The sequence below is a fragment of the Tenacibaculum profundi genome (assembly GCF_057162725.1).
Window position 1 is genome coordinate 852,039 of sequence record NZ_CM169894.1, and the last position, 13,792, is coordinate 865,830.

Genomic DNA, 13,792 nt, shown 5'->3' on the forward strand with positions numbered 1-13,792 from the left:
TAAACCTTTTAATATCTGTACTAAATCGAAATTAATTTTATACCTTGTTTATGCCTCATTTGTATTTAATACAAATCTAAATCAGTGAGATTGATACCTAATGCTTTTGCAACTCCTTTTCCATATTTCGGATCTGCTTTAAAACAATTTTTAATATGTCTTTCTTGAATAAATTTTTCAGCTCCTCCAATTTGTCGTGCGGTATTGTCAAACAATATTTGTTGTTGTTCGGAAGACATTACATTAAATAAATTTCTAGGCTGCGTATAATAATCATCATCATCTCTGTGGTCATAATGAAAGGCATTACCTGCTAAAGATAATTCAGGCTCTACATGTTCTTTACTTTCAGCCCATTGCCCATAACTATTAGGCTCGTAATGAATGGTTGAGCCTTCATTTCCATCTACTCGCATTGCGCCATCTCTATGTGGATTATGAAAAGGACATTTTGGTTTGTTAACAGGAATTTGATAATGATTTACTCCAAGTCTATAACGTTGAGCATCTCCATATGAGAATAAACGAGCCTGTAACATTTTATCAGGTGAAAATCCAATTCCTGGAACTACATTGGCTGGGTTAAATGCTGCTTGCTCTACATCCGCAAAATAATTTTCTGGATTCTGGTTTAGCTCCATTATTCCAACATCTATCAATGGGTAATCAGAATGAGGCCATACTTTAGTTAAATCAAACGGATTGAAACGGTAATCTTTTGCTTTGGATTCTGGCATAATTTGTATTTTTAAATTCCACTTTGGAAAATCTCCATTTTCAATAGAATCGAATAAATCGCGTTGGTGACTTTCTCGATCTTTCCCTACTATTTTTTCTGCTTCAGCATCCGATAGATTCTGTATTCCCTGTACTGTTTTGAAATGGAATTTCACCCAAAATCGCTCATTATCTGAATTTAAAAAACTAAATGTATGACTACCGTAACCATTCATATGTCTATATGATTTTGGAATACCTCTTTCACTCATCGTCATCGTAATTTGATGTAAAGCTTCTGGTAAAAGCGTCCAAAAATCCCAATTATGATTGGCACTTCTGAGATTTGTTTTTGGATCGCGCTTTACAGCTTTGTTTAGATCGGGGAATTTATAAGGATCTTTCAAGAAAAAAATTGGTGTATTATTTCCTACCAAATCCCAATTGCCTTCTTCGGTATAAAATTTAATAGCAAAGCCTCTTATATCTCTTTCAGCATCTGCAGCACCTCTTTCTCCTGCTACTGTTGAAAAGCGGACAAAAAGTTTTGTTTTTTTTCCAATTTCAGAAAATATTTTAGCTTTAGTATATTTGGTAATATCATGGGTTACCGTAAATGTACCAAAGGCTCCCGAGCCTTTTGCGTGCATTCTTCTTTCAGGAATTACTTCTCTGTCAAAATGAGCAAGTTTTTCTAAAAACCAAAAGTCTTCTAAAAGCATAGGTCCTCTTTTACCTGCTGTTTTTACATTTTGATTCTCCGCAATCGGCCTACCTGATACTGATGTAAGTTTTTTCTTTTGTTCTTTCATTTTATTAAGTTTAAATATATTTTAAAAACCCTATTAGTTTTTTAATGAGATTCAATTAACAGACATATATAATTATATATGTCTACTGTAAATATATCTTAAATAACAATTTTCTGAAAAGCGCCAGAAAATCAATAATTTATATAGCTATCAATTATTTATATAGTTTAAGAATATATCTTATCTAAACACAATGTTTACAACTATTTACAAAAACTTAAAATATTTATTTTACTTATAATAAAAGTATATCAAAAATATCTCACCCTTTTTTTAAGTATCGGAGAGCCTAACCTTTAGGCTATAAATTCATTTGCTAAATATTAAACATAAAAAACATCTTAATTCATATTTTCTTTAGTAAGTGTATTTCTTACATTATTTATAATAAGATCGTTTTAATGCCTTTTATACTTTTTTAGCAATTGCGTTTGAGATCAAAATACTAAAGTAATTATACACAAAAATTAACTTCTGTAAAATGTAAGTTTTTACTACCTTAAAATAATTTTTTTTCGCTGTTCTTTTTATTTATAACAATGTCACTCGTAACAGTAATTTTGATTCTCGTATCATTTTTATATTTTTAAATTAACCGTACTAGATCTTCTAAATTTTGTTGAACAATAAAATTTATTCTCTTTTTTCAATTCTTTACCAATTACGAAATAATAATCAAATAAAGTTACATCAGTAAGTTTTAGTTAAACCGTTTTTTGCTTTTAGATAATAATAAAATTGAGTAATAAATCATCTTCTCAATGATTTTATTGTTGAATAAATGTTTACCAATTTACTTTTTCTAATAACACTCTTAATAAATTAACAAAACTCCAAAAAATAAAAGCTGACACCTCTGATGACACCTACAATAAAATACTTTTGTAAATCAAATACTTAAATCAAAATATTTACTATTAATTATATATATAGTAGCTTTAATTGATATCGTAATAAATAATTATTTTATTTCCCTGATAGTTCATGTATAAAAAAGAATTAAACTGATAAAAAATCTACAAAGTAGATAAATTAATATTTTAGAAATTAAAGAGGTATAAACCCTTTCTTTTAAAAATAATAAAACCAATATTAAATAAGAGGCTGTAGACATACATTGTAGTGAAATACTATTTAAGAAAAGTAGGTATGTAGAATACCAACAATTAACATCTCTCTCATATTGAATATGAAGTAAGTGATGCTATTGAATTAATATATCCGTACAAAAAAATATTCTGTAACTTTTGTCACCAACTTTATCTTTCTATTAACTCTACCTTTGTCAATAGTAAAACAAATATAAAATGAAAATATTAAACAAAACATTATTAATCACAACCCTAGTGTTATTTGTGATAGGTGCACATGCACAAAAACACAAACATGGTAAAAACACACATGAACATAAAGGAACTAACACTAATCCCTACATTCATAAAGGCTCACCAACGGTAGATATTTTATATGATGGTTATGTAAAACCAATTGAAGGAAAAACATTTTTACCAGGTGCTCAACCTGATGGAGCAAGAAAAGCAGCAAGCACAATTGCTTTAGTAAGAACAAAAGATATGATTATGGTAACCGATCCGGGTATGACAGCTAAAGGTGATTGGGATAATGTAATTCATACTATGAAAAACTTAGGGGTAAAAAAAGAGGATGTAACTCACATTTTTATAAGTCATCATCATCCCGATCATAATACTAGATTAGGAGTATTTCCTAATGCTACGATTGTTGACTTTTGGGCAACTTATAAAAATGATGATTGGAAAGATCATCCTGATAAATTTGAAATTAGTAAAGGGGTTAAAGTCATTAAAACTCCTGGACATACTCATGAAGATGCTAGCTTATTAGTTAACACAAAAGAAGGACTTTATTTACTAACTCACATGTGGTGGAATGATCAATTTGGTCCGAAAGTAGATCCTTTAGCTCAAGATCAAGCTGCTTTAGATAAAAATAGAGCGGAATGGATACACGAAGTAGATTGGATCGTACCTGGTCATGGAAAGATGTTTAAAAATCCAAAAAAAATCCAAAAAACAAAAGCCGAAAGAGAGGTGTTAAAAGCTAGCAATACATGGATTAAAAGATTTAATCAAGGTGATGTTGATTACTGCGTTAGCGCATATACTAAAAATGCTTCGATGACTGCAAAACCATTTGGAACTTTTATAGGAAGAGCTAAAATAGATAAATTCTGGAGACCTTTCGTAAAAAAAGGCGCTAGTTTCTTAGTTTATAGAAACACTATCGTTAAACAAATTAATCCCACAACTGTGCATTTATCATCAGATTGGAGCATGAATGTTGGTGAAGGAATTATTACAAAAGAAGAATGGGTAAAAGAAAAAGATGGCATATGGAGATTAAACGATGATCATTTTGAGGTTTTAAAACAGTATAAGCAATAAAAAAACAAAAATGAACTTAAAAGAACAACTTAATCGATGCGAAGAGGTTTTTGGGGAAATGGCTAAAAATGTTTTTAAATCAATTAAAGATATTAGTCCACGTACTATAAATAATATTCATGATTATTTGGCTAATAATTTATATGAAGATGACACCTTAGACCTTAAGGTACGAGAGCTTTGTGTAATTTCAATGATTGCTGCTCAAGGAGGGTTAGACAAAGCGTTAAAAGTTCATATCAAGACAGCTTTAAAGCACGGAGCTTCTGAAAATGAAATCATAGCAGTAATAGAAACTGTAGGAGCTTATGCTGGAATGCCGAAATCGATGCTTGCATTACTTGTTGCTAAAAGTGTATTTGAAGAAAAATAACTTTAATTTATTATCAAATAATTTTTTCACAAACATGTAAAATAATCAAAAAAGTGAAAAGGCGATATTATTCGCAAAATGTTGTTATATATTATTTTAAGGTGGTTTTAAAAAACCACCTTATTTTTTAATAAATATAAGGTTTGCAATACGTTGTTTAACTACTATAAATTTGAACACGTACGGACAAAAAATTTTATTAGCTCAAATTTCAATACTATTTTATAATTGATTTTAAGTATGTTTGCCAACTATGAAATCAATTTATAAATTTCTTAGTGTACTACTACTTTTTAAAACTCACAACTTTACTGCGCAAGAAAATGTACTTTTTAATATTAATGAAGCCCCTTCTTATAACTCTTACATAAATTACAAAGAAAAAGATGGAATTTTAAGTAATCAAATAACATGCATTACTCAAGATGAATTAGGTTATATTTGGTTTGGGTCAAATAAAGGACTAACTAGATTTGACGGAACAAATTTTGAGAACTTCACTAACGAAAACGGAAATTTAACTCAAAGAATTAATGTCTTGGTTAGTAATAAAAAAAATCTTTACATTGGAGGATTCAATTTTTTCGCATTAAGAAATAAGAATACTTTTAAACTTATTGAAAATAAAACTGTACGTTGCATAATTCCTACAGAAAATTCTTTAGTAATTGGTACAGAAAGAGGGATATACAAACTAACTAAAGATTTTTTAATCCCAATAAAAACAAATCTTGAAATAGACTTAAGTGAGGTTAACGATATTCAATATGATGGAGAAAACTATTATATAGCAACGAATAAAGCTCTTTGGAAATTAAAAAACTTAAGTACACCCAAATCAATTAAAAAAATTGAGATGGGTAATTTTACTTCTATTTTAATTCTCAAAAATAAAGTAATCTCAAGTACTTTAAATTCTGGACTCAGAATTATAAATAATTCCAAAATATCTGCTATTAATATATTTACGAAAAATGTTAAAGGAATTAGAAAGATCGGAACAAACTATTGGGTATTTTCATTAAGTAATGGTATTGAGATACTCAATAACGATTTTTCTTTTAAAAGAAAAATTAATAAATATAATTCATTTGAATCTAATGAGATTACAGATGTATTCGAAGATGCTCAAGCTAATATTTGGTTAACAACACTAAATCATGGAGTTTTCAGATTTAAAAGTCTATCCTATAATAGACTTTTTGTCCCTTCAATTTCTTTTGAAAATATTGAGGTTTTACATCAACCCATTGATTTTTTTATGCATGGTAAAGATAAAACAAAACTTAAATTAACTTCTCAAAAAAATCATCTTGCATTTTACTATAAATCAATTGACTTGAATAATCCTAAAAATGTTCTTTATCGATATAAAATTAATGGCAAATATAGTCCTTGGACTCACAAAACATCTGTTAATTTAGCAAATCTTCAATCAGGTGATTATACTTTTAGTGTGCAATCAAAATTAAAAAATGATCAAAAAAGTCTTCCTATAGACTTTAACTTCTATATAGATAAACCTTTTTATCATAAAATATGGTTTAAACTATCTATTATGAGTTTCATTTTCACCATTATTGGACTTATGATAAACCAATCAATAAGAAAAACTCAAACAAAAAATAAACTGAAGATAAATCAATTAGAATTAAAAAATCATTTATTGAATTTGGAACAAAAAGCTTTACAACTTCAAATGAATCCACATTTCATTTTCAATGTCCTTAATGGGGTTAAAGCACTGGGTAATAACGGTAAGCTAAATGATTTAAATAGTACTATTTCGAAATTTTCTAATCTTCTGAGGTCAATTCTTGAGGCTTCTCGAAAAGATTTTATAAGCTTAGCTGACGAAATAAAAACCTTAGAAAATTATATTGACCTTGAGCAACAAATGAGTATTTGTAAATTTACGTACAGAATTAATTATCAATTATCATTTGAAATAGAAGAAATTATGATTCCCCCAATGCTAATTCAACCTTTTATTGAAAATAGCATTAAGCATGGAATAAAATCAATTGAAAATGGAGAAATAATTATATACTTTTCCAATGATGCAAATTATATTCACTGCGAAATAATTGATAATGGAGTTGGATTTTTCACTACTCAAAAGAAAAAAAGAAATAAAAATCATGTTTCTATTGCTTTAAATGTAACAAAAGAAAGAATTAAAAGCATAGACTCAAAAACGTATGTTAAATTTATCGAGTTAAAAAAAAATGGTGAGGTTATAGGTACAAAAGCCTGTTTTAAAATTCCGCTAAAAACAGATTTTTAAAATTAAAATCTTAATATCAATTATCTGTTTTCAAAACTTACTACATTCGAAACCTAAATTATAACTATCAAAATGAAGAATTTAACGGCATTAATTGTGGATGACTATGAACCTGCTTTAAAAATGTTAGAAAATGATTTAAAAATAAATCATCCTGAGATTAGTAATATTTCTAAAGCTAAAAGCGTTGTAGAAGCTTCAAAATTGCTAAGACAAAAAGAACCTGATATTCTATTACTAGATGTCATGCTAGGAGATGGAACAGGATTTGATATTCTAGAAATTCATCCTGAATTGTGTTCTAAAATAATTTTTGTAACAGCAAGCGATGAGTTTGCTATTAAAGCTTTTAAATTTGCAGCCATAGATTATATTTTAAAACCGTATTCTTTAGATAGCTTATGTGGTGCTATTGAACGGGCTAAATCTCAAATATCACCTAATAAAGAGCAATTATCAGTGCTAAAAAACTCTATTTTTTATCCTGATCAACGACCAAAAAAAATATCATTAAACTCTTCTAACAAAATCATCGTTGTAAATTTAGATGATATTATGCATTGTAAATCGGATAATAATTATACCGAATTTTATTTAGTAGATGGACAGAAAATCCTTGTAGGAAAGACCTTAAAATATTTTTCAGATATTTTAAAAGAATATCATTTTCTTCGAGTGCATCAAAGTCATTTAATTAATATACAATTCATTAAAGAATTTATAAAGTCAGATGGAGGCTATATTATACTTCAAAACAAACAGACAATTCCTGTTTCTGTAAGAAAGAAGAATGAAGTGATTGAAATAATAAAAAATATATAAAAACACATATTGTTCTTTTTATGTTAAATTTTTATTAATTTTTACTTATATTGGTAACATAATTAAAACTCTTATGCCAGTTAGTATTCTTAAACCAGAAAAAGGAAGATTACTCATCGCAGAACCTTCTATTTTAAATGATCGCTCTTTTAAAAGAGCTATTGTATTACTGACAGAACACACACAGAATAGCTCTGTCGGTTTTATAATGAACAGACCTTTACATTATACTCTTAAAGATTTAGTTCCAGACATCGATTGTGATTTTACTGTTTATCAAGGTGGTCCTGTTGAGTCAGATAATCTCTATTTTATTCACAAAGTTCCTGAGCTTTTACCTAATAGCGTAGAAGTAAATAATGGTATTTATTGGGGAGGTAACTTTGAATCTTTAAAGAAGCATTTAAATAATAATGCTGTAAAGCCAAGTGATGTTCGATTTTTTCTAGGTTATTCGGGATGGGACACCAATCAATTAAATGATGAATTGAAAACAAATTCATGGTTTGTTTCACATAATATATACAGTAATATTTTTACTATTAATAATGAAACGATTTGGAAAAATCAATTATTGAAAAAAGGGGGAGAATACAAAATTTGGGCAAATGCACCAAGTGACATTCAAATGAACTAAATTTTTATACCCCTATAACACTCAACATCTGTAAACTATTTTTAAGTTTACATGTAATTTCAGTTGAAAATTTTTTCTTTCTGTAGTTAGTCACAGATTGTATTCCAGTAATTGCGTTGGTAATAAAAACCTCATTTGCCTTTTGTATTTCAAAAGGTGATATTGAGGTTTCCTCAATATCATAATCAGGGTTTTTGCTTACAATTTCTATTATTTTTTTTCTTATTACACCTTTAATACATCCCTCAGTCAAAGGAGGTGTTTTTATAGTGGTTCCCGTGACTATAAAAATATTTCCATTTGTTGCTTCAACAACCCTTTTGTTTTCGTTTAGAATAATACAACTATCTAAATCATTTTCATCAGCAAAAACAGATGCTAGAGTATTAATCATCCTATTTGTAGTTTTAACTGTAGATAAAAGCCCCGAGTAATTATAAAAATCTTTGTATAAATCTACTTTATATGTATTTTTTGATACGGAATTTACAGGAATTACATCAATTAAATAATCTACCTCATTAGTATTAGGTAAATATAAGCCACCATCTTTCCTGTATACCGTTAATCTGACTCTATAAATGGCACTTTCTTTAGTAATTTGTTTTACTGTTTTCAATATTTCTTCTTGAAGAAATTCTAAAGTAAAGCGCATTGGTATTTTCATCCTAAGCATCCTCATTGAAGCCATTAGTCTAAAATAATGGTCTTCGAAAAATATGATTTTATTATTTTGTATTTTAATAGTTTCAAAAATACCATCACCATACTTAAAAGCTCTATTTTCACTACCAAGTTTTACCTCTTTTGAAGGAATTATTGAACCATTTAAATTTACCATTATAAGATATTTTCTATCAACAAAATTACTAATTTTATAATATCTGAAAGAAAATTTAATGATTTGTTTTCTCTTAAAATTATACAGTCTATTGATTAATATTCCTAAAAAATACCCAGCAAATTTGCTGGGTATTTTTTATATTTTTTTTGTTTTTCCTGTTTATGCTCCAATAGTATGCTTTAATTCTTCTATTTGATTTTCCCAAAGCCGCTTTGCTTCTTCCGCATCTTCTTCATTATCAGCAAAATCAGTTACTATAACTACAACATCCTTAGTAAGAGGATCTACTTGTATTCTGAACTCAAAATAGCTTTCATCTCCATCACTTTCTACCCATTTAAATTTTATTCGTTCATCAGCCTTACTCGCTACAATTTTTGCTTCTTCTTCTGAATCATCCCACATAAAAATAATTTGCTTTCCTCTTGAATTTACTCTATCTGCAAACCATTCTTCCAAACCAGCAGGTGTTGCAAGATAAGTATATAACATACTTGGAGAGGCGTGAATTGGGAATTCTAATTCAAATTTAACTTTACTCATTTATATATACGTTTGAGAGCCAATATATAGATTTTTTCTTTAAAAAAAAATGATTTTTTTTTGTTCATAAGTCAAAAAAACATATATATTTGCACCCGCAATCAGGCGAGGTAGCTCAGGTGGTTAGAGCGCAGGATTCATAACCCTGAGGTCGGGGGTTCAACTCCCCCCTTCGCTACAAGTGTAAAAACATTGCATGTCAATAAAGATACGGTTTAAGTGTACCTTAAACCGTATTTTTTTTATGACAAAATTATCCTTACTTTTAACAAAAGTACACGATTCGGTACACTATTTAGAAAACATGAAGCCTAAGAAAAAATATTCCGAACCTAAACTTTACACGGGCGGTGTAGATGTAAAAAAATGGAATAAACTTTCTCAAAAAGAAAAACAGAAAGCATTAAGCAAACAATGGTATATAAGATGGTCTTATAGAAATCCAAATAATGGAAAGTTGGAAAGACAAAAAAATGTCAAAGCCGGAAATAGATATAAAACCAAAGATGAAAGATTAGAAATACTTGAGACAATGAGGAGAAACTTATCTCGACTTTTAAAAGAAGGTCAAATTAACCCCTATAACATTGAAATATCAAGTAATATTTATACAGTCGAAGATGCTTTCAACTTTGGTCTAAAGATGAAAGAAAAGACATTAGCTAAAACCTCTTACAATAATTTTGAAAACCGAATAAACCGTTTCAAGGATTATTTACTGGAAAACGGATTTAAAAATAGATTCATGACATCCGTTTCTAAAAAAGTAGTTAATGATTATCTAAATATGGTTTTGCAGAAAACAAGTGCAGGTAATAGAAATAATGATAGAGCGGATATTTCCTCGTTATTTACAGTTTTATCCGATCAAGAGATAATCCCAGTAAATTTTATAACTAAAATCCCAGTTTTAACCTCTAAACCTCAAAAAAATGTTGCTTTTACTGAAAAAGAAGTTCAAGACATATTTGAATACCTAAGAGACGATAAAGCCGATATTTGGTTATATTATTTTTGCGCTCATGTTTATTATGCTCTTTTTAGAAATGTAGAAGTTTGCAGAATAAAAGTTAAAGATGTAAAAATTGAGGAGAAATTGATTTACTCTAACACCAAAACAAACATCTATTTTAAACAAATACCTCAAGTACTTATTGATGAATTCTACAATAAAATAGATTTATCAGAATATGACAATAATTTCTTTGTTTTCACTAAGGATAATAAACCAAGTAAATGGTTAACACGTTTAAATAAAAAAACAGGGAATAGAACCGTAACTGAAGAGAAAAATAGACGTAGTTATTGGGGTAAAAGATTTAATCGTGTAGTAAAAAAGAAATTTAACTTTTCGGAATTACATACTATTTACTCTTTGCGACATGCCGCTATTGGTAAAATGTTTTTAGTAAAAGTAAAAGAGTATAGAAAAACAAAAGTGGCAAATTATGAAGAGAAAGCCCTTGATTATATTAGAACTATAACTAATCACCAAGACAATAATACCGTTAGAAACTACCTTCGTGAAATAGGTTATTATAAAATTGAAGATTGGTCTAGTCTTTTGAAATAACTACATCATAAGCATAGTATTTAGTTTTCATATAGTTATGTGATTTTTTTCTATTTAGACAGGTAAATTCTTCTATTTTTTCAGGACAAAAACCTAACATTTTTATTATTTGGTCATTTGTTAACTCATTTTCACTAATAATTATGCCTTTTTTATTTAGATTTTGGTGTTCTATAAATAATTCAGTCTCAAACACTTTTAATAGTTCACATTTAATTTTGGTTATGTCATCCTGTTGCAAAATAGGTTTTAATACTTTTTCTATGTATTTTAATCTAGCCTTTTTTAGCTTGATCTTTTTTACCATGATGTTTTTAGTTGTCTTCATTCTTTTGTAGTTTTTTTAGTAATACATCACTCTTTAAATACATTTCATTTACTGAATCCTGTAGCACACTTTTCCAAATATTAATATCATCAGACAAGTCGCTTTCAACACCATAAGCTTCAATATTTTCAATCTCATCAATAAGATTATAAACCTCTATCGTACACTCCTTAATACTGGTTTTAATCTTGTGTATTTTAGTTTTTAATGATTCTTTAGATAGGAGTGTTTTTGTTTTGAAAACCAATATCACAAGTATGCAGAAAATAACAATTAAAATAGCATAATATTCTACAAGTGATACTGGAAGTTGAGAAGGAGATAGATCCCAACTCGTTAATAAAAATGAAGTTGCTAGTGGTGATAATAAGCATATATAATAAATCTGTTTTCTATTCTTACTTGATAAATTATTAACTATAAAAAAAGTACCTATTACAAATAATGCTATACTTATATGATTCCCGGAAGCAAACCAAAAACCATACATGGTTTTAAAACCAAAATAACGCTCATTCAATTCACTCTGATCTGCAAACAAATAGATCAAAGGAAAAACTCCACTTAAAAAAGTAAGAGCTATACCGATAATAAAATTTTTCATATTTAACAATTAAGTGCTAAAACAACAAATTAAGATTTAAATTTCAAAAAATAAGTACTTTAATTTCTTAAGTTTTAAACTTAGACTTCTGGATGCTTAAACTAAAAAGCATATTTTCAACTATTTATAAAACCTAGAAATAAATTCTTTTTTAGACTTAACATTTGCTTTTTTGAAGATATTTGATGTGTGTGAGGTAACACCATTGTACGAAATGAAAAGTATTTCTGATATTTTCTTATAATCTTCTATGCCTGAAATAAGCATCTCTCCGATTTGTTTTTCTCGATTAGTAAATCCTAATTCATTAAATTGTTCAATAAGTTCTGACCTTTGAAATATGTCATTTTTATAAGCGTATAGTAAAGAATTATAATATGAAAGCATGATTACGAAATATCCAAAATTACAAACGGATTGTTCAACTACTTGAAAATCTCCGATCATAACAATTATCATCATAATAAATACCGAAAACAAACCAACATAAGCGGAATACATCCTATAAATGAAATGCTTTTCTTTATTTCGTCTTATAGAGATTGATATAAGTTCTTTAAACGCTCTAAAAACAAATAAAGCCATTAGAAATAGAGGTACAATTAAAAAAAGTGTCTTAGCTAATCTCAAATTACCCGTTAATAAATATGTAGTTAAAAACCCTAGTATAAAAGAAGTGCTTACAATTGGTATCATAAACCTAAGATTAAAGAATAATATAGGTGTAATACCAAATTCGTGATAGATATAAATAACAAAGTATACAGACATAATGGCTCCAATAGTGTAGGCAAGAACAAGTTGTATAGCAATTGGTATTGATAAAGTAGGATCAGGAAATAGTCCTGAAAACAAATTATATAGGATGAATATTACAGTAAGATATACAATATTACGCCTAGATTGATCTCTTTTTTTTAAGGTCAAATGAAGTATACAAGCAGGAAGGATTAAAACTTGTAAAAATGTAATAATAAATGTTACCCTATGAATCTCTGTACCAAACATATCGTAAATTAAGTACTATAAATATGTAAATCATACCCTTTTAGTGGTATAATACCTTTTTTTTCAAAACCGTTTCTTTCATAAAAATTAAAATTTCTTACAGTAGAAGTTTCTAGTAATATATGTTTGCCTTTATAGTGGCTTTTTATCCTATCTAGGAAACTTGACCCAATTCCTTTACCAGTTTTAGAATTTTCAACACCGATATACCATAAGTGTACATATCTTTCGTTTTTAGGATGGTAGGCTTTTATTTTTTTTTCTCTATTTAGGACTTTAAAAATATTTTGAAAACCAATTACATTAATAATTAACCCTATATCTCTTATAATTGATTTTAAAGTTGTTTTCTTTTTAAGAGGGTCAATAATTATTGCTGCTGCTGTATTTCCTTTATTTAAAAAAACATCTCCAAAATCTAAGCCTTCATAGAATGAATATTCTATTAGATATTTTAGTTTTTTGTTGAAATTTCCTTTTTCTCCGATTACAAAGCGAATACTTTTATTATCCTTAAAAGCTTCGGATATAATATTTACTATTTTCTCTTTACGTGAAATCTTTACTTTCTGCATTATTACTTTATTTTATCAAGCAGTATAAGAAAAAACTCAGAATTAACCAATTATAATTCCGAGTTAAAATTTTAGATTTAATTACAAGCTAATTGTTTCCTTGAGGCGGTTTAGTAGGTTCAACTTTATCCTTGTCAATTGCCACAGGATTAATTTCTGAATCTTCTGAAAGTTCTGGAGGAGTACATGAAACTCCTAAAAATAATAACATTAATAATGTAAAAAAAAATACTTTTTTCATAA

Annotated in this window: 14 protein-coding genes and 1 tRNA gene; 7 read left to right on the forward strand and 8 right to left on the reverse strand. The window is 28.0% G+C overall.

All coding sequences use genetic code 11. From position 1 onward, the window contains the following. Positions 1 to 65: 65 nt before the first annotated feature. Positions 66 to 1,529, reverse strand: coding sequence for a catalase (locus AC2GW8_RS03345; RefSeq protein ID WP_440881377.1), 1,464 nt, complete (start codon positions 1,527 to 1,529; stop codon positions 66 to 68). Between the two features lie 1,307 nt (positions 1,530 to 2,836). Here AC2GW8_RS03345 and AC2GW8_RS03350 point away from each other — a divergent pair. The 5 genes from AC2GW8_RS03350 (at position 2,837) to AC2GW8_RS03370 (ending at position 8,074) form a co-directional block, all read left to right on the forward strand. After that, complete coding sequence (locus AC2GW8_RS03350; RefSeq protein ID WP_440881378.1) at positions 2,837 to 3,955, forward strand: MBL fold metallo-hydrolase; 1,119 nt, start codon at positions 2,837 to 2,839, stop codon at positions 3,953 to 3,955. 10 nt (positions 3,956 to 3,965) lie between these two features. Beyond that, complete coding sequence (locus AC2GW8_RS03355) at positions 3,966 to 4,328, forward strand: carboxymuconolactone decarboxylase family protein (protein ID WP_440881379.1); 363 nt, start codon at positions 3,966 to 3,968, stop codon at positions 4,326 to 4,328. Between the two features lie 253 nt (positions 4,329 to 4,581). Then, positions 4,582 to 6,615, forward strand: coding sequence for a histidine kinase (locus AC2GW8_RS03360; protein WP_440881380.1), 2,034 nt, complete (start codon positions 4,582 to 4,584; stop codon positions 6,613 to 6,615). A 72-nt stretch (positions 6,616 to 6,687) separates the two neighbouring features. Further along, positions 6,688 to 7,437, forward strand: coding sequence for a LytR/AlgR family response regulator transcription factor (locus AC2GW8_RS03365; protein WP_440881381.1), 750 nt, complete (start codon positions 6,688 to 6,690; stop codon positions 7,435 to 7,437). Positions 7,438 to 7,510: 73 nt separating this feature from the next. Beyond that, positions 7,511 to 8,074 carry a YqgE/AlgH family protein gene (locus AC2GW8_RS03370; protein WP_440881382.1) on the forward strand — a complete coding sequence of 188 codons (564 nt, stop codon included), beginning with the start codon at positions 7,511 to 7,513 and terminating at the stop codon, positions 8,072 to 8,074. Positions 8,075 to 8,078: 4 nt separating this feature from the next. Here AC2GW8_RS03370 and AC2GW8_RS03375 read toward each other — a convergent pair whose 3' ends face one another. Continuing rightward, positions 8,079 to 8,915, reverse strand: a complete 837-nt coding sequence (locus AC2GW8_RS03375) for an aminotransferase class IV (protein ID WP_440881383.1) — start codon at positions 8,913 to 8,915, stop codon at positions 8,079 to 8,081. A 162-nt stretch (positions 8,916 to 9,077) separates the two neighbouring features. After that, positions 9,078 to 9,461 carry an START-like domain-containing protein gene (locus AC2GW8_RS03380; protein WP_440881384.1) on the reverse strand — a complete coding sequence of 128 codons (384 nt, stop codon included), beginning with the start codon at positions 9,459 to 9,461 and terminating at the stop codon, positions 9,078 to 9,080. Positions 9,462 to 9,565: 104 nt separating this feature from the next. Between AC2GW8_RS03380 and AC2GW8_RS03385 the strand changes: the two genes are divergently transcribed. Both AC2GW8_RS03385 and AC2GW8_RS03390 read left to right on the forward strand, forming a co-directional pair. Beyond that, a tRNA-Met gene (locus tag AC2GW8_RS03385) sits at positions 9,566 to 9,639 on the forward strand. A 66-nt stretch (positions 9,640 to 9,705) separates the two neighbouring features. Then, positions 9,706 to 11,034, forward strand: coding sequence for a site-specific integrase (locus AC2GW8_RS03390; RefSeq protein WP_440881385.1), 1,329 nt, complete (start codon positions 9,706 to 9,708; stop codon positions 11,032 to 11,034). Here AC2GW8_RS03390 and AC2GW8_RS03395 read toward each other — a convergent pair. From AC2GW8_RS03395 to AC2GW8_RS03415, 5 genes are all read right to left on the reverse strand, one after another. After that, complete coding sequence (locus AC2GW8_RS03395) at positions 11,018 to 11,362, reverse strand: hypothetical protein (RefSeq protein ID WP_440881386.1); 345 nt, start codon at positions 11,360 to 11,362, stop codon at positions 11,018 to 11,020. The genes AC2GW8_RS03390 and AC2GW8_RS03395 overlap by 17 nt on opposite strands. Beyond that, positions 11,349 to 11,966, reverse strand: a complete 618-nt coding sequence (locus tag AC2GW8_RS03400; RefSeq protein ID WP_440881387.1) for a hypothetical protein — start codon at positions 11,964 to 11,966, stop codon at positions 11,349 to 11,351. Before AC2GW8_RS03400 ends, AC2GW8_RS03395 begins: the two co-directional genes overlap by 14 nt. A 120-nt stretch (positions 11,967 to 12,086) precedes the next feature. Continuing rightward, complete coding sequence (locus tag AC2GW8_RS03405) at positions 12,087 to 12,974, reverse strand: LuxR C-terminal-related transcriptional regulator (RefSeq protein ID WP_440881388.1); 888 nt, start codon at positions 12,972 to 12,974, stop codon at positions 12,087 to 12,089. Between the two features lie 8 nt (positions 12,975 to 12,982). Then, positions 12,983 to 13,549 carry a GNAT family N-acetyltransferase gene (locus AC2GW8_RS03410; RefSeq protein ID WP_440881389.1) on the reverse strand — a complete coding sequence of 189 codons (567 nt, stop codon included), beginning with the start codon at positions 13,547 to 13,549 and terminating at the stop codon, positions 12,983 to 12,985. An 88-nt stretch (positions 13,550 to 13,637) separates the two neighbouring features. Next, positions 13,638 to 13,790: a hypothetical protein gene (locus AC2GW8_RS03415; protein WP_440881390.1), complete on the reverse strand. Its 153-nt coding sequence runs from the start codon at positions 13,788 to 13,790 to the stop codon at positions 13,638 to 13,640. Positions 13,791 to 13,792: the final 2 nt, after the last annotated feature.

What these genes read in the sequence shown, in the direction of transcription:
- AC2GW8_RS03345 (WP_440881377.1), bottom strand. Translation starts at nt 1,529, where the DNA reads ATGAAAGAACAAAAGAAAAAACTTACATCAGTATCAGGTAGGCCGATT.
- AC2GW8_RS03350 (WP_440881378.1), top strand. Translation starts at nt 2,837, where the DNA reads ATGAAAATATTAAACAAAACATTATTAATCACAACCCTAGTGTTATTT.
- AC2GW8_RS03355 (WP_440881379.1), top strand. Translation starts at nt 3,966, where the DNA reads ATGAACTTAAAAGAACAACTTAATCGATGCGAAGAGGTTTTTGGGGAA.
- AC2GW8_RS03360 (WP_440881380.1), top strand. Translation starts at nt 4,582, where the DNA reads ATGAAATCAATTTATAAATTTCTTAGTGTACTACTACTTTTTAAAACT.
- AC2GW8_RS03365 (WP_440881381.1), top strand. Translation starts at nt 6,688, where the DNA reads ATGAAGAATTTAACGGCATTAATTGTGGATGACTATGAACCTGCTTTA.
- AC2GW8_RS03370 (WP_440881382.1), top strand. Translation starts at nt 7,511, where the DNA reads ATGCCAGTTAGTATTCTTAAACCAGAAAAAGGAAGATTACTCATCGCA.
- AC2GW8_RS03375 (WP_440881383.1), bottom strand. Translation starts at nt 8,915, where the DNA reads ATGGTAAATTTAAATGGTTCAATAATTCCTTCAAAAGAGGTAAAACTT.
- AC2GW8_RS03380 (WP_440881384.1), bottom strand. Translation starts at nt 9,461, where the DNA reads ATGAGTAAAGTTAAATTTGAATTAGAATTCCCAATTCACGCCTCTCCA.
- AC2GW8_RS03390 (WP_440881385.1), top strand. Translation starts at nt 9,706, where the DNA reads ATGACAAAATTATCCTTACTTTTAACAAAAGTACACGATTCGGTACAC.
- AC2GW8_RS03395 (WP_440881386.1), bottom strand. Translation starts at nt 11,362, where the DNA reads ATGAAGACAACTAAAAACATCATGGTAAAAAAGATCAAGCTAAAAAAG.
- AC2GW8_RS03400 (WP_440881387.1), bottom strand. Translation starts at nt 11,966, where the DNA reads ATGAAAAATTTTATTATCGGTATAGCTCTTACTTTTTTAAGTGGAGTT.
- AC2GW8_RS03405 (WP_440881388.1), bottom strand. Translation starts at nt 12,974, where the DNA reads ATGTTTGGTACAGAGATTCATAGGGTAACATTTATTATTACATTTTTA.
- AC2GW8_RS03410 (WP_440881389.1), bottom strand. Translation starts at nt 13,549, where the DNA reads ATGCAGAAAGTAAAGATTTCACGTAAAGAGAAAATAGTAAATATTATA.
- AC2GW8_RS03415 (WP_440881390.1), bottom strand. Translation starts at nt 13,790, where the DNA reads ATGAAAAAAGTATTTTTTTTTACATTATTAATGTTATTATTTTTAGGA.